We start from the raw sequence: 21,720 nt of genomic DNA on the forward strand, positions 1-21,720 counted from the left end.
TTCGTAAGGCTTTTCGTTCTGTAACGTCTGAAGATGCTTCAATTTGTTTATCATATTCGGTTACGACTTCATCTACTTTTTGAACCATTTGATTGAGTTCTTTCAATGATAGTTGTTCATCGCTTTCACGCTCAATTTCAGGCATAATTTGGTTATCAAGTAGCTCATTGTACAACTGGTTTGACTTATCAATTAAACTCTGATGAAATTTCTCGATCGCTTTCTTCCAGACAAACGTAAATTTATTCGCATTCGCTTCAATCTTTGTACCATCAATAAATATCGCTTCTTGATCGATCAGTTTTTCTTCAATCAATTGACAACGAAATTGGACGAAACATTGGCGGATTAAATCTTTCACTTCCGGTTGAACACGAAATCGGTTGATTGTACGGTAGCTTGGTTCATACCCTTGAGCTAGCCACATCATACGGATACTGTCTTTTAATAGAGCTTCAATTTTACGCCCGGAAAAAACAGATTGAGTGTAGGCACATAGAATAATTTTAAGCATCATGCGTGGATGATAGGCAGGACAACCTTCATTTCGAAGAAATGGTTCAAACGCTTCTTGAGGGATACTTTCAACTAAATGATGGACATGGAAGGCAATATCATTATTTTGTAATTTTACTTCTAAATCCAAAGGCAAAACAATTTGATTCATGATATAATTTTTAAACATAAGGACCCTTCTTTCGGATGAAATTTGGTGTGGTAACTTTATTTTATCAGAAGTGGTCCTTATTTTTATTCTAAAAATAATCAAAGCCGGTGAAATTTTACTTGTCGTAAAATTTCACCGGCTTTTTCATCTTAGAGGTGGGGTTTTGTCCCAGCCTCTTCTTTTTTGTTTTTGCTGTTTTTTTAGGCTCTGATAATGTTCATTGTTGATTTATTGATCTTCGACAAGAAGTAGTCCCCACTTAACCGGAGTAATTCCGTTTATTTTAAGAAATTAATGGATATTAGGTGAAATATGCGGAGATTCTCCGCTAAAAGACCTTAAAAGTCTCAATATCATGAAAAATATATAACTTAAACGGAAAAATTCCGCTTATCTATAGGGAAAAAGGTGAATTTCTAGATTTAGCAGGAATTTTTCCTCTTATTTTTTTTGCAATAAATTCATCACCCACATTATTATAAAAACTAGTTTTAACAAATGTAAAAGTGGTTGTTCAGTGGCAACATTTAACGTTAAAATATATACTTTGTGTTTATAATGCTATTGGTTGCTGTTTTTAGATGATTTTACACGGTTCTTTTAGTAAAATGATGAAGATAATACAAATTCATGTCGAGATCATTAAAATTATTTAACATTATGATGTTGTTATCTCATATTATCGGTGAATATAGTAGAATGGTTAGGTGTCAAATTTAAGAGGTGAAAACATGCGAATTGTAGTCAGTGGAGGAGGTACCGGAGGACATATTTATCCGGCGCTAGCCCTAATTAGAGAAATTCAAAAAGAAAATAAAGAAGCTAAATTTTTGTATATTGGAACGCAGCAAGGTTTAGAAAGTAAGCTTGTTCCAAGGGAAAATATCCCTTTCAAATCCATACATATTACAGGCTTTAAAAGGAAGCTGTCATTTGATAACGTGAAAACCATTTATCGCTTTGTAAAAGGTGTTTCTGACAGTAAGAAACTATTGAAAGAATTTAAGGCTGATATCGTCATCGGTACGGGGGGCTATGTTTGTGGACCTGTCGTTTACGCTGCGTCGAAGCTTGGAATTCCAACGATTATTCACGAACAAAACAGCGTACCTGGATTAACCAATAAATTCTTGAGCAGATATGTGAACAAAATTGCGATTTGTTTCGATGAAGCAAAAACTTATTTTCCAGAAGAAAAGGTTGTGTTCACAGGAAATCCTCGTGCTTCAGAGGTACTATCACAGGATGGAGCTCGTGGCCGACTTTCTGTAGGTCTTAAACCAGGGATTCCAGCTGTGTTAATTTTCGGTGGAAGTCGAGGAGCAAGACCAATAAACGAAGCTGTGATAAAATCACTTTCGGAATTTGGAACTAAGCCTTATCAAATATTATATGTGACTGGTGATGTTCACTTTGAGAATGTGAAAAAGGAAGTTGAACTAGTTGGGAATCCGGACAATGTTATTATCAAACCATTTATTCATAATATGCCAGAGGTATTAGCGGGAATTGATTTAACCGTTTCAAGAGCTGGAGCTACGACTTTAGCGGAATTAACGTCATTAGGTATTCCAAGTATTCTTATACCAAGTCCATATGTGACGAATAATCATCAGGAAAAAAACGCTCGCTCATTAAGTGATCGAGGCGCGGCTAAACTTCTATTGGAAAATGAGTTAACGAGTAAAAAGCTAATAGAGGAAATCGATAAGATTTTGATGGATGAAAAATTATTAGCAAGTATGAGAGTCGCAGCTGAAGAGCTTGGGATTCAAGATGCTTCTAAAAGACTGTTCAACGTCATGAAAGAATTAACTAGCAGAAAATGATTGGTCGTTTTTGACCAAAAAAAGCATAATTTATAAGTAAGGCTCTTTTCTCGAACGTGTAAGGGTGTTTGGGAAAAGAGCATTAGAATCAAAAACAAAAAACATTAGTGACATGAAAATATTAAGTAATCAATAACCTCAAGTTTGAAAGGGAGGTCAACATGAACGAGCTGATTTCAACATTGAATGAGTTAAACGTGGGTAAGGTAAAGGAAAATGAACCACTCGCAAATCATACAACAATTAAAATTGGTGGCCCAGCAGATTGTTTTATTGAGCCATCTTCACTAGAAAATCTTCAAAAAACAATGGAAATCATCCGAAAAACTAAAATCAAATGGCGGGCTATTGGACGAGGATCGAATCTACTTGTTTCAGATAAAGGAATTGAAGGAATTGTTATAAAGCTTGGTCCTGGACTAGCTAATTTAGAAGTAGACGGAACAGAAGTAACGGTTGATGGGGGTTACTCTTTAGTAGCTCTCGCTACATTGATTAGCAGAAAGGGGTTATCTGGACTTGAATTTGCAAGTGGTATTCCCGGGTCTGTTGGTGGAGCTGTGTATATGAATGCCGGTGCTCATGGTTCAGATATCTCAAAAATTCTAACGAAAGCCCTTATTTTATTTGAAGATGGAAACCTCGAATGGCTATCGAACGAGGAAATGGGATTTTCATATAGAACCTCCGTGTTACAAAAACAACGTCCGGGTATTGTCGTTCGTGCTGTGTTTCAATTGTCTGAAGGAGACGGTGAAAAGATTAAAGAACAAATGAAAAAAAATAAGAACTATCGAAAAGACACGCAACCATGGGATTCACCATGTGCAGGGAGTATCTTTAGAAATCCACTGCCAAACTACGCTGGGCAATTAATCGAAGAGGCTGGCTTAAAAGGATATTCCATTGGAGGAGCAAAAATTTCTGATATGCATGGGAACTTCATCGTTAATGATGGTGGTGCTACAGCAGAAGATGTATTGGCTTTGATTCAATATGTAAAAGATACCATTTTTGAAAGAAAACATATAAGAATGGAGACAGAGGTAGAAATTATCGGTAGAAAATAGGAGTATTTTCCTAATCTGAAATCAACTCTAATACCAAAATTTATGGTATAATCTAACACTAGATTAATCATTTTTTTTGGTATTAAATTTAGGATAACGGCATGAATATCGTGCCGTTGTTTTTCTCTTTTTATGGTATTATATCTACATAAATAGTAGAAAGAGCAAACATCAAAGGACTTTGATATCACGCAGATTTACCCATAAGGGAAAATAGAGGTGAAAGGATTGGAAAAAGGGAAGATCGTTTCGTTAGAGGATCGTGTTCCTAAGCTTAAGCAACAAAGACGAAGGAAGGCAAATAAGCGCCTTATATTTCTCTTGCTTCTGTTTTTTGCGCTGATCAGCTGTGTAGTTTATTTCCAATCGCCGCTTAGTCATGTTAACAAGATAAGTATTGATGGGAACGATACATATACGGATGATGAGCTAGTCTCCCGAAGTGGTATAACGAACAAGATGAATGTTTGGAAAATAGATGAAGCTGACATTGAGAAAAAGCTAAAAGAGCTCCCAGAGATAAAATCTTCGAAGTTAAAGGTAACATTCCCAAATCATGTTTCCATAAAGGTTGTCGAATGGAAACGAATTGCAAACATTATGAGAGAAGGGAATTTTCATGCTATACTTGAGAATGGTCAAATCCTTGGTGAACAAAAAGGACCAATACCAGTAAATTCTCCAATTCTAGTTGATTTTTCAGAAGGAGAAGCATTGGAAGAAATGATCAGTGGCTTAAAAGCTATTCCAAACGAAGTTTTAAATTCTATTTCAGAAATTCATTATACCCCGAAGGAAACAGATAAATTTCATATTACATTATTTATGAATGATGGTTTTGAGGTAAGTGCTTCTCTAAGAAGCTTTGCGGAAAAAATGTCTCATTATCCATCAATTGTGAGCCAGCTTGATCCAAATATAAAGGGTGTTATTGATTTAGAGGTTGGTTCGTTCTTTAAAGCGTTTGAAGTGGAAGGTGCTGAGGAAGAGAATGAAACTGAAGCTGAAGGGTAAATATGTCATTCTCTCGTTAGTTAGTCTAGTATTAGGTTATATGATCGCTTTTTCCTATCAATTAACTAGGGAAAACGAATCGGATACTATTACAAATAGTCAATGGGAACGAGATATAGAGCTTAGGAATGAATTAATCGCTCAAGAAGAAAATAATCGAGAGCTACAACAAGAATTAGCTGACAAGCAAGAGAAGCTTTTACAAATGGAAGAAGAGTTATCAGAGCAAGAACAAGGTTTTTTTAATCTTGCCGAAGATGCGGAAAAGTATCGGATGTTCCTTGGGAAAGTGAAAGTCAAAGGAAAAGGTGTAACTGTAACTCTTGCAGATGGGCAGTACGATCCGAACGAAGAAAATATCAACAATTATTTAGTACATGAGCACCATGTCTTTAATGTGATTAATGAATTATATGTGTCAGGTGCAACAGCTATTGCGATCAATGGACAAAGATTAACGCATAATTCTTATATCGTTTGTAATGGTCCTGTCATTGAGGTAGATGGAAATCCTCATCCTGCACCATTTGTGATAACAGCAATTGGTGACCCTGAGGTGCTTTCTGCAGCCATTAATATTACTGGTGGCGTAAAGGACATGCTTGTTAATGAGAATATTGAATTTAAGTTAGAAGAGAACCAACAAATCGTACTTGACCCTATTTTAGGATCTTAATGAAAATAAAAACTATCACCCATTCCTTGTCCACATAAATAGAAAGTAAGGTGATTCGGTGGGCAAAAAAAAGACATTAAGTTTCACATTTATTACGATGATTATCGGTTTAATGTTAGCTATTCAATTCCGCTCTGTGCAAACACCAGAGGTTCGAGATACGCGAGACACATGGCAACTCAGAGAAGATTTAAACGAAGAAATGGAATTGAAAGCTCGATTAATAAAAGAGATTCGTGCTAATGAACAAAAATTAGCGGAATATGAAACTGAACGAAAACAAGGTCAGGAGCTGGCGTTGAAAAATACGTTGAATGAATTGAAAGAAGAAGCAGGCCTAACGGATGTAACTGGTCCAGGAGTTACGATTCAAATTTCAAAATTAGATGATGAACTATTACTAGACCATCTTGATTATACACTCTCTCCAGATTTATTAAGACGGCTTTTAAACGAATTAAATATGTATGGTGCGAAAAATGTTTCGATTGGCGGACAAAGGGTTATCAATACTACTGTTATTAGAGAAATTGCTGGCGAAACGAAAATAAATGGTCGTTCTCTTAAAAATTTTCCACTTGAAATTCGAGTCATTACTGAAACATTTGAAGATGCTCAAGAATTATATAATCGCATGGTCGTCTCGAAAGCAGCCGAGGAATTTTTCATTGATAATCTAAAGGTAAATGTTTTAGAGCCAGAGATGAGTGTGACCGTCCCTGCTTATGAAGACTCGATTAGAATTAGAAATATTGAATCAGTTAAAGCTGATAAAGGAGAAAGTTAGAAATGTGGCTTCCGGTATTAGGACTGGTTGTAGGAATTCTTCTAGGATTTATGAGCAATTTTAGTATACCAGACGAATACTCCAATTATCTTTCGATCGCAGTTCTTGCTGCCCTAGATACATTGTTTGGTGGGATTCGAGCTCATCTACAAAACATATACGATGAGAAGGTTTTTGTATCAGGTTTTTTCTTTAATATTATCTTAGCTGCAAGTTTAGCTTTTCTAGGTGTTCATCTTGGTGTAGACTTGTACTTAGCAGCAGTTTTTGCTTTTGGAGTTAGATTGTTCCAAAACATTGCGGTCATTAGAAGAATTTTGATTGCTAAAAACTCGACTAAATGAGTTAATTTACATTGTACGAAGATTTATTAAAAACAAACATAGCTAAACAATTTAGAATTAATTAATTTTATTGCTTTTTGAATCAAATTGACATAGCCTGTTCGTTTTTTTACTTGAAGTGAGCTATTTTGACAATGATTCAAAAAGAAAATTAGAAAAAAATGAATTTATTAAAAGGGAAAATATCAACTTTGCCGAATAATTTTATAGATTAGGTAAATTATTCGTTTGCATTGATTGTTGTTCAGGAAATTGAATTGTTAAGAGGAGGTGCCAATGAGAATGAACAGCAACGACATATACGTAAGTCTTGACATCGGTACATCCAGTGTAAAAGTAATCATTGGTGAAATGGTAAATGATTCTTTAAATATTATTGGAGTAGGTAACGTAAAGTCTGAAGGCTTAAGAAAAGGCTCTATCGTTGATATAGATGAAACCGTTCATTCTATTAAAAAGGCGGTAGATCAAGCTGAGAGAATGATAGGAATGGAAATAAGACAGGTGATTGTAGGTGTAACAGGCAATCACGTCCTTCTTCAGCCGTGTCATGGAGTAGTAGCCGTCTCAAGTGAGAATAGAGAAATCACAAATGATGATGTCGCAAGAGTTATCGATGCGGCACAAGTAATTTCAATTCCACCAGAACGAGAAATTATTGATGTAATCCCGAAACAATTCATCGTTGATGGATTAGATGAAATTACGGATCCGCGAGGAATGATTGGTGTTCGTCTTGAAATGGAAGGAACCATTATTACTGGATCAAAAACGATTTTACATAATACATTACGATGCGTAGAACGAGCCGGGTTAGAGATTTTAGATATCACTCTTCAACCTTTGGCAGCAGGTGCGTTTGCGTTATCTAAGGATGAAAAGAATCTTGGAGTAACCCTAGTTGATATCGGGGGTGGCTCTACCACAATTGCAGTGTTTGTGAATGGTCACCTGCAGGCAACTAGTGTAATCCCGATTGGCGGAGATCATATAACAAAAGATTTATCTATCGGTCTTCGTACTTCAACGGATGACGCAGAAAAGATAAAATTGAAGCATGGACATGCTTTTTATGACCATGCCTCAGAGGAAGAAGTTTTTAGTGTTCCAATTATTGGCTCTGATCAACATCAGCAATTCAATCAACTTGAAGTGGCTGATATTATTGAAGCGAGAATGGAAGAAATCTTTGAATTAATTTGTGGCGAAATAAAGCGCCTCGGTATTTACGATTTACCGGGTGGTTACGTTCTTTCCGGTGGGGTAGCACAAACGCAAGGCGTTCTTGAATTGGCGCAGGTCATTCTTGAAAATCGAGTGCGAATTGCCATTCCTGATTATATTGGTGTTCGTGAACCACAATATACAACTGCTGTTGGGTTAATCAAATTTGCTTATAAGAATGCCAAAATGCAAGGCAGAAGCTTAAGCACTCAATTAGCGGTAAATGAGCCAAAAGAGAAACGTGTTCCAAAGCAAACACAACAAACAAAAACAATAAAACAAGAAAAACAATCAGAAGAAAAAATAACATCGAGAGTTAAGAAATTCCTTGGTTACTTTTTTGAATAGTTGAACGCTCTTTAATACATTATAAGAATTCAACTTATCGATTACTTTCAAGTTAGAAAGCAAAATTCTACTTGTAGAGGACGGGATAAATAGTGCTATTAGGAATATCGACGAATTAGGAGGATTTGTCATGTTGGATTTTGATACAAATTTAGACTCATTAGCGACTATAAAAGTAATCGGCGTCGGTGGGGGCGGAAATAATGCCGTCAACCGAATGATTGAACACGGTGTCCAAGGCGTTGAGTTTATTGCTGTGAATACAGATGCTCAGGCTTTAAATCTATCGAAAGCCGAAATAAGAATGCAAATTGGCGGAAAGCTTACAAGAGGGCTTGGAGCTGGAGCAAATCCTGAAGTAGGTAAAAAAGCTGCTGAGGAAAGCAAGGAACAGATTGAAGAAGCATTGAGTGGAGCAGACATGGTGTTCGTTACTGCAGGAATGGGTGGCGGAACTGGTACTGGAGCTGCACCGGTTATTGCGCAAATTGCGCGTGATTTAGGCGCGTTAACAGTAGGTGTTGTAACACGTCCTTTTACATTTGAAGGTAGAAAACGTTCTAATCAAGCAGCGGGTGGAATTCAAGCTATGAAGGAAGCGGTTGATACATTAATCGTGATTCCGAATGATAGATTATTAGAAATCGTCGATAAGAGTACTCCAATGCTAGAAGCGTTTAGAGAAGCAGATAACGTATTACGCCAAGGTGTTCAAGGTATCTCAGATTTGATTGCTGTCCCAGGTCTAATCAATCTTGACTTTGCTGATGTTAAGACAATTATGTCTAACAAAGGTTCTGCTCTTATGGGAATTGGTGTTTCAGCAGGAGAAAATCGTGCAGCAGAAGCAGCTAAAAAGGCTATCTCTTCACCGCTACTTGAAACATCTATCGACGGAGCTCAAGGTGTCTTAATGAACATTACAGGTGGAACGAACCTAAGCTTGTATGAAGTTCAAGAGGCTGCTGATATCGTAGCAACTGCTTCTGACCAAGAAGTAAATATGATATTCGGTTCCGTTATTAACGAAGACTTAAAGGATGAAATCATCGTTACAGTTATCGCTACTGGTTTTAATGAAGAAGTTGCACAAGCAAAATCTTTTAGACCAAATATCGGACAAGCAAAGCCAAGTTCATATGATGCTGGCGCTCCTCGTCGCGAAGTACGTAGAGAAGAAGAGGTAGTAGAACCAACACGGACAACTGCTTCTCAACAAGAGGATGCATTGGATATTCCAACATTCTTGAGAAATCGTAATCGTAGACGTTAAGTTAACAAACCAAAGCATGGCCAATTTGGTCATGCTTTTTTCTATGGTCTTTTCTTCTATTTTCCTCTGAAAAAACTTCATTTCACGGTTTCCAATCCGCAAATAAGAAAAACTGACAAAATCCGAATGAATATGTGAAAATTTATTCCAGAAAGTGACACACTTCCATATTAAATGTGCGCTATACTTTTTCGTAACAGATTAATAGAAATACACTTCATGCAATCTAGTATATTCCCATCCTGAAGCAAAAGGGGGAGAGATATTGACGATCTATTTGGATGTCATTTGGGCCCTCAACTTTCTGTTCGACACCCTGCTTTTATATTTAACTGCGCTCATTCTAAAACGAAAAGTCAGTTATTTAAGACTTGTTATGGGAGGCATCGTCGGTTCAATCATTATTTTATTATCAATCACTCCGTTAAATGACTATTCCAATCATCCGGCGACAAAATTATTTTTTTCCTTTTTGATGATTTTGGCTGTGTTTGGATACAAACGACTTCGTTTTTTTCTAAATGGTGTCATGACGCTATATTTGGTCACTTTTCTTACTGGTGGCGCATTAATAGGTGTTCATTACTTCATCCAATTTGATTTTCAGTTAGCTTCGAATGTTGCTTTAAGAAGTATTCAAGGATTTGGTGATCCAATTAGTTGGTTGTTTGTACTGTTAGGATTTCCTCTCGCTTGGCATTTTTCGAAAACAACAATAGGAAACATAGAGATTACAAAGATTCAGTATGATCAAATTGTGGATGTTTCCATAAAAATAGACGATGTTTTAATGAACTTTAAGGGTTTGATTGATAGCGGTAATGGGTTATATGATCCTATTTCTAAAATGCCTGTCATGTTCGTATCGTTAAAAAAGATGACGGATATACCAGAGGCCATTTCGATTTTAGCAAATGAAGCGGAGAGTATTATATCAGGGGAGGAGCGTCTTCCTTCAGAATGGGAATTTAAGCTGCGAATCATCCCTTATAAGGTGGTTGGACAGGAGCATCAACTCATTATTGCAGTAAAACCAGACGAGATTATGATTGACAATGGAAAGGAAGCGTTGCAGGTAGAAAAAGGGTTAGTATCTTTTACATTTCAGCAATTATCATCGGATGACGCCTTTGAGTGTATTGTTCATCCGAAAATGTTAACGGGGATGAAAGGTAAAACTTCAACCAAAGTAAGTTAATCGAATGAATCTAGAAATGGATGAAGATTAAGAGAAAAACGAACAAGATTAGCATTTATCATTTGTTCGTTTTTAAAATGAACTATTTTTGAACTTGATGAAACTAGGCTCTTTTTCAAACTAATATGAACATGTTTATAAGGAGGACAACAGATGAAAAACTTGAAACTTCGCTTATCCTACTATTGGTATAAACTATTAATTAAACTCGGAATTAAAACAGATGAAGTCTTTTATATAGGTGGAAGCGAAGCACTCCCTCCTCCTTTGACGAAGGAAGAAGAAGAAATATTATTGCAAAAACTTCCTCAGGGAGATAAGGCAGCACGGTCTATCCTAATTGAACGAAATCTTCGGCTTGTTGTATACATCGCTAGGAAATTTGAAAATACAGGTATCAATATTGAGGATTTAATCAGTATTGGAACAATCGGCCTCATTAAGGCGGTTAATACGTTCAACCCGGAAAAGAAAATAAAATTAGCTACATATGCATCGAGATGTATCGAAAATGAGATTCTTATGTACTTAAGAAGAAATAATAAAATAAGGTCTGAAGTATCCTTTGATGAGCCATTGAATATTGATTGGGATGGAAATGAGCTTTTGCTCTCTGATGTATTAGGGACAGAGGAAGATATTATTACAAAAAATCTTGAGGCGACTGTTGATAAAAAGCTTCTCTTGAATGCTCTCCACCAATTATCCGACCGTGAAAAGCAAATTATGGAACTGCGGTTTGGTCTTGGGAATGGAGAAGAAAAAACACAAAAGGATGTGGCGGATATGCTGGGTATTTCTCAGTCTTATATTTCTCGCCTAGAAAAGAGAATTATTAAGCGACTAAAAAAGGAGTTTAATAAAATGGTCTAGTCGCATGGACGAAAAAAATTTATCGGTGAAAAAATCCAATGTCCACTAGTTTTCATGACTATTCATGACAAATTTCGACAGCTATGACTCGTATCGAGGTGCATATTTTTCCTTCTCAAGGAGATACTGTTTTTTGTACAGCAGCTCCTGTGAGGAGGGAAAAGAATTGACTCGAAATAAGGTTGAAATTTGCGGTGTGGATACATCTAAGCTCCCGGTGCTTAAAAATGAAGAAATGCGAAAGCTCTTTAAGCAAATGCAGAGCGGAGACACGTCTGCACGTGAAAAACTCGTTAATGGGAATTTACGTTTAGTATTAAGCGTAATACAGCGTTTTAACAATAGGGGCGAGTTTGTGGATGACCTGTTCCAGGTTGGTTGTATAGGTCTAATGAAATCAATTGATAACTTTGATTTAGGTCAAAATGTAAAGTTTTCTACGTATGCTGTTCCGATGATTATTGGAGAAATTCGACGTTATTTAAGAGATAACAATCCAATCCGTGTTTCACGTTCATTAAGAGATATAGCCTATAAAGCCCTGCAAGTAAGGGAAAAATTAATGAGTGAAACTTCGAAGGAACCAACAGCAGCAGAAATTGCGAAGGTGCTTGATGTACCTCATGAGGAAATCGTTTTTGCTTTAGATGCCATCCAAGATCCAGTTTCATTGTTTGAACCCATCTATAATGATGGAGGAGACCCGATCTATGTAATGGACCAGTTAAGTGACGAGCGAAATAAGGATATCCAATGGATTGAGGAAATTGCTTTAAAAGAAGGAATGCGTCGCCTAAATGAAAGAGAAAAGCTTATCTTAAGGAAGCGGTTTTTCCAAGGAAAAACCCAAATGGAAGTGGCCGAAGAAATCGGGATTTCTCAAGCTCAAGTATCTCGGCTAGAAAAAGCTGCCATCAAACAAATGAATAAAAACATACAAAGCTAAGCTGCCAAATCGGCAGCTTTTTAAGTCTGTAGACATTTAATAAGAGTGTCTACAGGCCTTTTTAGGATAAAAAGATATCAAGCATTTGGAGTGGAAAATCAACTTTTCCAACTACTATTCATTTTTCTCCTATCTCAACTCATATAAATAATAAGAGAAACCGTAGGAGTTGATTTGTATGGTAAGAATTTCAGAATTTCAGATGAAAGACGTTGTGAATATATCAGATGGAAAAAAACTTGGGAATATTGGAGACATTGATATTAACCTAAAAACAGGCAGAATTGAATCGATTATTATCGTAGGTTCAGGGAGAGTATTAGGCCTATTTGGTAAAGAAGATGAAGTAACTATTTCTTGGAAAAATATTTTGAAAATTGGAGAGGATGTCATTTTAGTTCGTTATAATGATGTCCCAGAGTTAAAGTACTTGCCCGAGTAAGAATTTTTCCTAATATACTGTGACCTACTGCGCTTTTCGTGTTAAACTAAATAAAAACGCTTAAGAGGTAATGAAAATGGAACCATTCATTTTAAAGAATGAACAATTTTTTCTCATTGATGGATGGAACAAAGACTCTCTTGTGGCCGGATTTACCACAAAAAATGGCGGAATGAGCCGTGAGGCATTTTCTTCTTTAAACATAGGATTTCACGTTCAGGATGAATCCAAATCAGTTTGTCAAAATCGAGAATTGATTGGCGACCTGCTTCATTTCCCCATTCAAAACTGGGTAGGAGCTGAGCAGACTCATGGAATCAAGATAGCAAAAGTGAACCGTGACGAGCGAGGCATTGGAGCAACCGTGTATGAAGATTCCTTTAAGGACACCGATGGATTCTTCACGAAAGAGTCTGGGGTGTTGCTAACATTGTGTTATGCCGACTGTGTTCCTCTTTACTTTTACGCTCCAAAACAACATGCAATTGGGGTAGCACATGCTGGCTGGAAAGGGACAGTCCATGGCATCGGTAAAGAAATGGTGAATGTGTTTCAAGGGGAACAAGTGAGTCCAGATGACATTTTTGTTGTGATCGGCCCATCAATTTGCGAAAATTGTTATATTGTTGATGATCGCGTGATAGAATTAGTTCATAAAATACTAGAAGATGTCGAAGAAAAACCATATAATTTAATAAATGGTAATCAATACTATTTGAATTTGAAAGAGCTCAATCGATTGATTTTAATTAAGGCAGGAATTCCAGAGGAAAATATTCAAGTGACAAATTTCTGCACTAGCTGCCATAGTGACCAATTTTTCTCACATAGACGTGATAAAGGAAATACAGGTCGGATGATGAGCTTTATTGGTTGGAAGGAGGATTAGCACAAGTTACAATGCAAGTGACAGACAATCTTACACATATAAATGAACAATTAAACGAAGCTTGCAAGAAGGCAAATCGGAATCCAAATGAAATAACTATCATTGCGGTTACGAAATATGTCACGATTGAAAGAGCCAAAGAGGCGGTTGATGCTGGAATTACGGATTTGGGAGAAAATCGTGAAGAAGGATTAAACGCTAAATGGGAAGTTCTTAAGGACAAGCCAAGATGGCACTTTATCGGTACCTTGCAAACGAGAAAAGTAAAAAACATCATCGATAAGGTCGACTACATACATTCCCTAGATCGATTATCCCTTGCGGCAGAAATTAATAAACGTGCTAATCGTACAATTAACTGTTTTATTCAGGTAAAGACCTCTGAAGAGGAGTCAAAGCACGGTTTAGCTCCAGAAGAGGTAATCCGATTCGTAAAAGAACTACAAGATTTTTCAAATATACGAGTGGTTGGATTAATGACAATGGCTCCTTTTACAAATGACGAAATGATTTTAAGAAATTGCTTTAGAACTGTTAAAGCACTACAGGAGAGTATTCAAGAACTTCATCTAGATTTTGCACCGTGTCATGAGCTATCAATGGGAATGTCCAATGATTTTGCTATTGCCATTGAAGAAGGTGCAACGATGATTCGAATCGGAACCGCATTAGTCGGTGAATAAAGAGGTGTGAATAATGAGTATTAAATCAAAAATAAAAACATTTTTTTTCTTAGACGATGAATATGACTATGAAGAGGAAGGTTATGAAGAAGAAGTAGCACCACCTGCTCGTTCTCAAAAGTACCAACCTACGAGTGCTACAACACAGAAACAAAATGTTGTCAGCCTTCAAAGTGTCCAGAAATCATCAGGTTCTAAGGTTGTTTTGGTGGAGCCACGTGTTTACGCAGAGGCACAGGATATTGCAGATCAATTGAAAAATCGTCGTGCTGTCGTTGTGAATCTGCAAAGAATTGATCGAGATCAAGCAAAGCGTATTGTCGACTTTTTGAGTGGTACTGTATATGCTGTTGGGGGAGACATCCAAAAGATTGGAACAGATATTTTCCTTTGCACACCTGATAATGTTGAGGTTTCAGGAACAATTTCGCAAATTCTACAAGAAACTGAATATGAAGATTCGAGGTGGTAGGGCTACATGTTATTGATATTTACGATATTAGTTAATTTGCTCCAGTATTACTCATGGGCTCTGATTATTTACATTTTGCTTTCATGGTTTCCAAATGCAAGAGAATCAGTGATTGGACAATTTCTAGCGAGAATTTGTGAACCATATTTGGATCCTTTTCGCCGAATCATACCGCCTTTAGGGATGATTGATATTTCTCCAATTGTCGCAATCTTAGTTTTACGTTTTGCGACATCTGGATTAGGACAGTTATACCAATGGATCGCATAATGGAGATCTTTTGATGGAAAAGGGGTAGGATTGTTTTCCCCTTTTTTTTCCTTTTTGAATTTAGCTACTAGCATAAGGTGATTACATGAATATTTATCAGCATTTCCGACCGGAAGAGCGAGAATTTATCGACCAAGTGCTTCAATGGAAGGATTTTGTGGAGAATTCCTATTCTCCAAAGCTAACCGATTTCTTGGATCCGAGGGAACAGCAAATTATAAAAACCATCATTGGCACTGGGTCTGAAATAAAAGTTGCTTTTTTTGGAGGCTTGGAGGAAAACGAGCGGAAGAGGGCGTTGATTTACCCAGACTATTTAAATGTTGAGAAGGATGATTTTAATATTCAATTGTTCGAGATTGAATATGCAACGAAATTCATCACGATAGAACATCCGCAAGTATTAGGAAGCCTTATGGGGCTTGGCCTTAAAAGAGGGAAATTTGGAGATATCATTATTCAAAACGACCGAGTTCAATTTCTTGTCGGGAAAGAAATAAGCGATTATATCCGAATGCAGCTTACACATATTGGCCGTTCGTCCATTTCACTAAAAGAGATTCCCTTAGAGGAAGGGCTTTACATTCATGATAGCTGGCAGGAAATAAGTACAACCGTTTCTTCGCTCCGATTAGATACCATTATGTCAGCACTTCTTAACATCTCTCGACAAAGGTCGCAGGAATATATAAGAGCTGGTCGAGTGAAAGTGAATTGGACAACCATTGAAAATCCTGCTTTTGATTGTGATGTAGCTGATATGATATCTGTTAGAGGCTTTGGTCGTTCGAAGATTATTTCTATCGAAGGAAGAACAAAAAAGGACAAGATCCGGATTATTGCTGGAAAACAGAAATAAGTCGGTTTTGAGAAAAATTATTGGAATCATGCAGGAAAAACGAAATAAATGTCGAATAGTTGGTTATATCAACTATCAATACATAAATATTTTACTAAAATATGGAGGTGGCCTTCATGCCATTAACACCTTTAGATATACATAACAAGGAATTCACAAAAGGATTCCGTGGTTATGATGAAGATGAGGTAAATGAATTTTTAGACCAGGTTATTAAAGATTACGAATTAATTATTCGCGAGAAAAAAGAGTTAGAGGAAAAATTAAGCGACGTCAATGCTCGTCTAGGTCATTTCTCTAATATTGAAGACACACTTAATAAATCAATTGTTATTGCCCAAGAAGCAGGGGAAGAAGTAAAGCGTAATGCACAAAAAGAAGCGAAATTAATTATTCGTGAAGCTGAAAAAAATGCCGACCGAATTGTAAATGAATCTTTATCTAAGGCAAGAAAGATTGCCCTTGAAATTGAAGATTTGAAGAAACAATCTAAAGTCTTCAAAACTCGATTCAAAATGCTCATTGAAGCCCAATTGGATCTTTTAAATAATGATGATTGGGACCATTTGCTTGAATACGAAGTTGATACAACAGAATTAAAATCTGCTGAACAAGAAGACACAATGGCTTGACGCATAGCGTTAGAACGTCATATAATACGTAAATAAAACATAATTCATACAATGAGAGGGACAGTACAAGATTCTAGAACTTACTGTAGCGAGCCGAAGATGGTGGAAGTTCGGCGTAGGTAGAAGATTGGAAAATCACCCTTGAGTACCTAGTTGAACATAGAACAAGTGGTTTTTACTTCTTGTCTGAGTAGGCTAAGGCGAGTCATTCACGTTACGAATTCTTTGAGCGGATAGATTTATTCTATCTACAAGGGTGGTACCGCGGGAGTTAAAACCTTCTCGTCCCTTTTATGGGGATGAGAAGGTTTTTTGTGTTTTTATTAGCCTATAATGTATGATGAGTGGTAATGGAGTTTTTTAGGAGGAAAGAATAATGGAATACAAAGACACATTGTTAATGCCAAAAACTGAATTTCCAATGCGAGGAAACCTTCCAAAGAGGGAACCTGAAATTCAAGAAAAATGGAATGAAATGGATATTTATAAAGCTGTACAGGAAAGAACACAGGGACGCCCGTTGTTTGTATTACACGATGGTCCTCCATACGCAAATGGGGATATCCACATGGGCCACGCGTTAAATAAGATTCTTAAGGATTTTATCGTACGCTATAAGTCCATGAGTGGCTTCCAAGCACCGTATGTACCAGGTTGGGATACACATGGATTACCAATCGAGCAGGCGCTTACGAATAAAGGTGTTAAGCGTAAGGAGCTAACTGTTGCTGAATTCCGCAAACTGTGTGAAGAATATGCTTATCAACAAATTGATAATCAGAGATCTCAATTTAAACGCTTAGGTGTTAGAGGAGATTGGGAAAATCCATATATTACTTTAAAGCCAGAATATGAAGCACAACAAATTAAAGTGTTTGGTGAAATGGCTAAAAAGGGTTATATCTATAAAGGCTTAAAGCCAGTATATTGGTCCCCTTCAAGTGAATCTGCTCTTGCAGAAGCTGAAATCGAGTACCAAGATAAGAAATCTGCGTCAATCTACGTTGCTTTTGACGTGAAAGATGGAAAAGGAGTATTAGATACAGATACTCAATTTATTATCTGGACTACAACGCCTTGGACAATTCCAGCGAACTTAGGAATCACTGTTCATGGTGACTTAAGCTATGTTGTAGTTGAAGCTTCAGGCAAAAAATTCGTGATTGCAAAAGATTTGTTAGAATCAGTAACAAATGAATTAGGATGGGAAAATCCATCTGTTATTAAGACAGTTCAAGGTTCAGAATTAGAATATATTATTGCAAAGCATCCGCTATATGGTCGTGATTCTCTAGTAATGCTAGGAGAACATGTAACGACAGATGCTGGTACAGGTTGTGTTCATACAGCTCCTGGTCACGGGGAAGATGACTTCTTAGTTGGTCAAAAATATGGTCTTGATGTATTAAGTCCAGTAGATGATAAAGGCTGCTTTACAAATGAAGCAGAAGGCTTTGAAGGCTTATTCTATGATACAGCGAATAAACCAATCACAGAAAAGCTTCAAGAAGTTGGTGCTTTATTAAAGCTACAATTTATCACGCACTCTTATCCACACGATTGGAGAACAAAGAAACCAGTTATTTTCCGTGCGACTGCTCAATGGTTTGCATCTATTAAAGATTTCCGTGAGGACCTTCTACAAGCAATTAAAGAAACAAAATGGGTGCCTGCATGGGGAGAAACAAGACTCTTTAATATGGTAAGAGACCGTGGGGACTGGTGTATTTCTCGTCAGCGTGTCTGGGGTGTTCCGATTCCTGTATTTTATGCGGAAAACGGAGAACCTATTATTACGGATGAAACAATCAATCATGTATCAAACTTGTTCCGCGAACATGGTTCAAATATTTGGTTTGAACGTGAAGCAAAAGACTTACTACCAGCAGGCTTTACGCATGAATCAAGTCCAAATGGAATCTTCACTAAAGAAACAGACATCATGGATGTTTGGTTTGACTCAGGTTCTTCGCATCAAGCAGTACTTGAAGAGCGTGAAGACCTTCAGCGTCCAGCTGACCTGTATTTAGAGGGTTCAGACCAATATCGTGGATGGTTTAACTCTTCTTTATCAACTGGGGTAGCTGTTACTGGAAAGGCTCCATATAAGGGCGTTTTAAGCCACGGTTTTGCATTAGATGGTGAAGGACGTAAAATGAGTAAGTCAATTGGAAACGTCGTAGTCCCAGCTAAGGTAATGGATCAGCTAGGTGCCGATATTTTACGATTATGGGTAGCTTCTGTTGATTATCAGTCAGATGTTAGAGTATCTGATGCGATTCTAAAGCAAGTAGCTGAGGTGTATCGTAAAATCCGTAACACGTTCCGTTTCTTACTTGGAAACTTGGAAGACTTTAATCCAAGTGAAAATAAAGTTGCGTATGAAAACCTAAGAGAAGTGGACCAATTTGTTTTAGTAAAATTAAATGAATTGATTAAAAATGTTCGCAACGCATACGAAAATTATGAGTTTGCATCCATTTATCATGCAGTCAATAATTTCTGTACTTTAGATTTAAGTGCTTTCTATTTAGATTTTGCAAAGGATGTTCTTTACATCGAAGGCGCTGATCACCAAGACCGTCGCGCGATTCAAACAGTTCTTTATGAATCCTTAATCGCCCTAACTAAATTATTATCACCAATCCTTTCGCATACTGCAGACGAGGTTTGGAGCTTTATTCCAGATGCGAAAGAGGCAAGTGTTCAATTAACAGATATGCCTGAGTACGTGGAGTTAGCAAATGGTGAGAAATTAGTAGAAAAGTGGACTAAGTTCATGACGCTTCGCGATGATATCCTTAAGGCTCTAGAGGAAGCGAGAAATGCGAAAGTCATTGGTAAATCTCTATCTGCTAAAGTGAGCCTGTATGTAAATGGACCAACAAAAGAATTATTAGATTCCATTTCAGAGAACTTACAGCAGTTATTTATTGTTTCTGGTTTTGAAGTTGCTGGTTCATATGATCAGGCACCTGAGGAAGCGGTAAAATTAGAAACTGCAGCAATCGTTGTTTCCAAAGCAGAAGGCGAAACATGTGAGCGTTGTTGGGTTGTAACACCAGAGGTTGGCCATGATCATGACCATCCAACACTTTGCCCGCGCTGTGCAGAAGTCGTAAAAGAAAATTACAGTCATTTAGCCTAAAGTTAAGACTCTTCGAGATTATTCTCGGAGAGTTTTTTCTTTTATAGTGATATATTCCAACTCCGTTAATGCTTGTTCTCTCTGTTAAATGTTTGTCTGTGTCAGAAAATGCACTAGGGAAATAATAAGGGAAAATAAGATAAAACGGAGGTTTAGATATGGAAGCATTTACGAAAAAGAAGCTCTATTCAGAACTCCGTACAATGAAAAAAGAATTACAAGATAGTCTTGAAAATAATAACTGTTCACCGCTTGTTAAGCCCTTAATTGAGGAAGAGTTAAAGGATGTTGAGAAATCGATGGAAAAGCTCGAAAATGGAAGCTTCGGTTTATGTGAAATTTCTGGAGAGCTAATTCCAACAGATTATTTAGCCATTGTTCCAACGATTCAATCCATGGAAGACGTTGATGAAATAACCAAGTATTATTGTAAGCCGATCTTTACTTGAGGATATTTTTCACACAGATTGTAGTTTTTCGTATTAGTGAGGATTTATGTTTAGTTTTTTGACTTCGGGGCATCTTTTCGAAAAATTTAATGAAAACGGCTTTAATCATTCTCAATTTTCTTGTTACACTTCAACCGTTTCGAAAAGAGCCATCCCTAATGCTATCGTTTTTACAGGTAGTATGCTAAAATGCAAAGGTAACAATTTCGTGAGAGCTGGAGGTTACCTTTGTGTTTTTTTATTACATACTTGCACTTGTAATTATTGTAATTGATCAATTAACAAAATGGCTGATTGTAAAAAATATGGATTTAGGGGAAAGTATTACGATTATCAAAGATTTCCTTTACATTACATCTCATCGTAATCAAGGTGCTGCTTGGGGGATTCTTCAAGGGCAGATGTGGTTTTTCTACATTATCACAATCGTTGTAATTATTGGGATTGTTTATTACATGGCTAAGCATACAAAAGGTAAGAAGCTATTAGGTATTTCACTTGGATTGATGCTTGGTGGTGCTATCGGTAACTTTATCGATCGCGTATTTCGCAAGGAGGTCGTGGACTTTGTCGATACATACATCTTCGGCTACGATTTTCCGATTTTTAATGTAGCGGATTCAGCGTTAGTCGTAGGAGTAGCCCTACTCATGATTCAAATGTTCCGCGAAGAGCGTGAAGCAAAGGAGAAAGCACATGGAGAAAAAGGAACACATCATTCTTGAGGAACATGCAAATGAAAGAATTGATAAAGTACTTTCAACATTAAATAAAGAATGGTCAAGAACTCAAGTTCAGCAGTGGATAAAAGAAGGGCATGTCCTCGTTAATGGACAGCCAATCAAAACAAATTATAAGGGTTCTTTGAATGATAAAATTGAAATCACAATTCCAGAACCAGAAGAATTAGATGTCATTCCCGAGGAAATGGATCTGGAAATTTATTACGAGGATAAGGATGTTATCGTTGTAAATAAACCTAAAGGGATGGTTGTCCATCCTGCACCGGGACATTTAACTGGAACACTTGTTAACGGTTTAATGGCCCATTGTAAAGATTTATCTGGTATTAATGGTGTCCTAAGACCAGGAATCGTTCATCGAATTGATAAAGATACGTCAGGCTTATTGATGGTTGCAAAAAATGACTTTGCGCATGAGGATTTAGTTAATCAACTTGTTGCGAAAACAGTAACGAGACGTTATCGTGCAGTAGTTCATGGAAATATCGCTCATGATGATGGAACGATTGATGCACCAATTGCTCGTGATCCAAAGGATCGTCAAAGCATGACAGTTGTAGATAATGGAAAGCATGCTGTTACACATTTTCACGTTTTAGAACGTTTTAATGACTTTACCCTTGTTGAGTGTCAATTAGAGACAGGAAGAACCCATCAAATTCGTGTCCATATGAAGTATATTGGGTTTCCTTTAGCTGGGGATCCAAAATATGGTCCAAGAAAAACAATTGATTTTGGTGGACAAGTTCTGCATGCCGGAATCCTTGGATTTATTCATCCACGAACAAAGGAATATCTAGAATTCGAAGCTCCACTTCCAAAGGATTTTGTCGAATTGTTGGAAAAGCTTCGAAATAATCGTTGACAAATGTTCCAATAATAAG

Annotated in this window: 23 protein-coding genes and 1 other annotated feature; of the genes, 22 read left to right on the forward strand and 1 reads right to left on the reverse strand. The window is 37.0% G+C overall.

The genetic code is table 11. The annotated features are described in order from the left end of the window. Positions 1-685 (reverse strand): transposase (locus tag FAR12_RS02360; protein ID WP_137298122.1); only part of this gene is annotated, 685 nt, incomplete at its 3' end. Between the two features lie 713 nt (positions 686-1,398). On the opposite strand from FAR12_RS02360, the gene murG reads away from it, so the two are divergent. From murG to FAR12_RS02470, 22 genes are all read left to right on the forward strand, one after another. Continuing rightward, complete coding sequence (murG, locus tag FAR12_RS02365; protein ID WP_126405787.1) at positions 1,399-2,496, forward strand: undecaprenyldiphospho-muramoylpentapeptide beta-N-acetylglucosaminyltransferase; 1,098 nt, start codon at positions 1,399-1,401, stop codon at positions 2,494-2,496. Positions 2,497-2,657: 161 nt separating this feature from the next. Beyond that, a complete protein-coding gene (murB, locus tag FAR12_RS02370; protein WP_126405789.1) occupies positions 2,658-3,566 on the forward strand; it encodes a UDP-N-acetylmuramate dehydrogenase in 909 nt (302 codons plus the stop codon). A 228-nt stretch (positions 3,567-3,794) separates the two neighbouring features. Next, a complete protein-coding gene (locus tag FAR12_RS02375) occupies positions 3,795-4,580 on the forward strand; it encodes a cell division protein FtsQ/DivIB (protein WP_126405791.1) in 786 nt (261 codons plus the stop codon). Then, the gene (locus FAR12_RS02380; protein WP_126405793.1) at positions 4,558-5,256 is read left to right on the forward strand and encodes a DUF881 domain-containing protein; all 699 of its coding nucleotides are present in this window, start codon (positions 4,558-4,560) and stop codon (positions 5,254-5,256) included. The genes FAR12_RS02375 and FAR12_RS02380 overlap by 23 nt, the downstream gene beginning before the upstream one ends. A gap of 58 nt (positions 5,257-5,314) precedes the next feature. Continuing rightward, entirely contained in the window at positions 5,315-6,043 is a 729-nt protein-coding gene (locus FAR12_RS02385) for a DUF881 domain-containing protein (protein WP_126405794.1), read from the forward strand. A gap of 2 nt (positions 6,044-6,045) precedes the next feature. After that, positions 6,046-6,387: a small basic family protein gene (locus FAR12_RS02390; RefSeq protein ID WP_126405796.1), complete on the forward strand. Its 342-nt coding sequence runs from the start codon at positions 6,046-6,048 to the stop codon at positions 6,385-6,387. A gap of 282 nt (positions 6,388-6,669) precedes the next feature. After that, positions 6,670-7,959, forward strand: a complete 1,290-nt coding sequence (gene ftsA, locus FAR12_RS02395) for a cell division protein FtsA (RefSeq protein ID WP_126406704.1) — start codon at positions 6,670-6,672, stop codon at positions 7,957-7,959. Positions 7,960-8,089: 130 nt separating this feature from the next. Then, positions 8,090-9,232: a cell division protein FtsZ gene (gene ftsZ / locus FAR12_RS02400; RefSeq protein ID WP_126405798.1), complete on the forward strand. Its 1,143-nt coding sequence runs from the start codon at positions 8,090-8,092 to the stop codon at positions 9,230-9,232. 265 nt (positions 9,233-9,497) lie between these two features. Further along, positions 9,498-10,430: a sigma-E processing peptidase SpoIIGA gene (spoIIGA, locus tag FAR12_RS02405; RefSeq protein WP_126405800.1), complete on the forward strand. Its 933-nt coding sequence runs from the start codon at positions 9,498-9,500 to the stop codon at positions 10,428-10,430. 153 nt (positions 10,431-10,583) lie between these two features. Further along, positions 10,584-11,303: an RNA polymerase sporulation sigma factor SigE gene (sigE, locus tag FAR12_RS02410; RefSeq protein ID WP_126405802.1), complete on the forward strand. Its 720-nt coding sequence runs from the start codon at positions 10,584-10,586 to the stop codon at positions 11,301-11,303. A gap of 166 nt (positions 11,304-11,469) precedes the next feature. After that, positions 11,470-12,249 carry an RNA polymerase sporulation sigma factor SigG gene (sigG, locus tag FAR12_RS02415; protein ID WP_126405804.1) on the forward strand — a complete coding sequence of 260 codons (780 nt, stop codon included), beginning with the start codon at positions 11,470-11,472 and terminating at the stop codon, positions 12,247-12,249. Positions 12,250-12,427: 178 nt separating this feature from the next. Beyond that, positions 12,428-12,691, forward strand: coding sequence for a YlmC/YmxH family sporulation protein (locus tag FAR12_RS02420; RefSeq protein WP_126405805.1), 264 nt, complete (start codon positions 12,428-12,430; stop codon positions 12,689-12,691). Between the two features lie 76 nt (positions 12,692-12,767). Continuing rightward, positions 12,768-13,580: a peptidoglycan editing factor PgeF gene (gene pgeF / locus FAR12_RS02425; protein WP_126405806.1), complete on the forward strand. Its 813-nt coding sequence runs from the start codon at positions 12,768-12,770 to the stop codon at positions 13,578-13,580. Positions 13,581-13,591: 11 nt separating this feature from the next. After that, entirely contained in the window at positions 13,592-14,263 is a 672-nt protein-coding gene (locus tag FAR12_RS02430; RefSeq protein ID WP_126406706.1) for a YggS family pyridoxal phosphate-dependent enzyme, read from the forward strand. 13 nt (positions 14,264-14,276) lie between these two features. Further along, positions 14,277-14,735: a cell division protein SepF gene (locus FAR12_RS02435; RefSeq protein ID WP_126405807.1), complete on the forward strand. Its 459-nt coding sequence runs from the start codon at positions 14,277-14,279 to the stop codon at positions 14,733-14,735. A gap of 6 nt (positions 14,736-14,741) precedes the next feature. Continuing rightward, entirely contained in the window at positions 14,742-15,005 is a 264-nt protein-coding gene (locus FAR12_RS02440; protein ID WP_126405808.1) for a YggT family protein, read from the forward strand. Between the two features lie 85 nt (positions 15,006-15,090). After that, positions 15,091-15,864: a YlmH family RNA-binding protein gene (locus FAR12_RS02445; RefSeq protein WP_126405809.1), complete on the forward strand. Its 774-nt coding sequence runs from the start codon at positions 15,091-15,093 to the stop codon at positions 15,862-15,864. Between the two features lie 116 nt (positions 15,865-15,980). Continuing rightward, positions 15,981-16,496 carry a DivIVA domain-containing protein gene (locus FAR12_RS02450; RefSeq protein ID WP_126405810.1) on the forward strand — a complete coding sequence of 172 codons (516 nt, stop codon included), beginning with the start codon at positions 15,981-15,983 and terminating at the stop codon, positions 16,494-16,496. Between the two features lie 42 nt (positions 16,497-16,538). Further along, positions 16,539-16,789 (forward strand) — a binding site (T-box leader). 83 nt (positions 16,790-16,872) lie between these two features. Next, entirely contained in the window at positions 16,873-19,644 is a 2,772-nt protein-coding gene (gene ileS / locus FAR12_RS02455; RefSeq protein WP_126405811.1) for an isoleucine--tRNA ligase, read from the forward strand. 158 nt (positions 19,645-19,802) lie between these two features. Then, the gene (locus tag FAR12_RS02460; RefSeq protein ID WP_126405812.1) at positions 19,803-20,093 is read left to right on the forward strand and encodes a hypothetical protein; all 291 of its coding nucleotides are present in this window, start codon (positions 19,803-19,805) and stop codon (positions 20,091-20,093) included. 230 nt (positions 20,094-20,323) lie between these two features. Continuing rightward, a complete protein-coding gene (gene lspA, locus FAR12_RS02465) occupies positions 20,324-20,818 on the forward strand; it encodes a signal peptidase II (protein WP_126405813.1) in 495 nt (164 codons plus the stop codon). After that, positions 20,790-21,701 carry an RluA family pseudouridine synthase gene (locus tag FAR12_RS02470; protein ID WP_126405814.1) on the forward strand — a complete coding sequence of 304 codons (912 nt, stop codon included), beginning with the start codon at positions 20,790-20,792 and terminating at the stop codon, positions 21,699-21,701. Before lspA ends, FAR12_RS02470 begins: the two co-directional genes overlap by 29 nt. Positions 21,702-21,720: the final 19 nt, after the last annotated feature.

Source organism: Bacillus yapensis (assembly GCF_005280205.1).
Classification (GTDB): Bacteria; Bacillota; Bacilli; order Bacillales; family Cytobacillaceae; genus Robertmurraya; species Robertmurraya yapensis.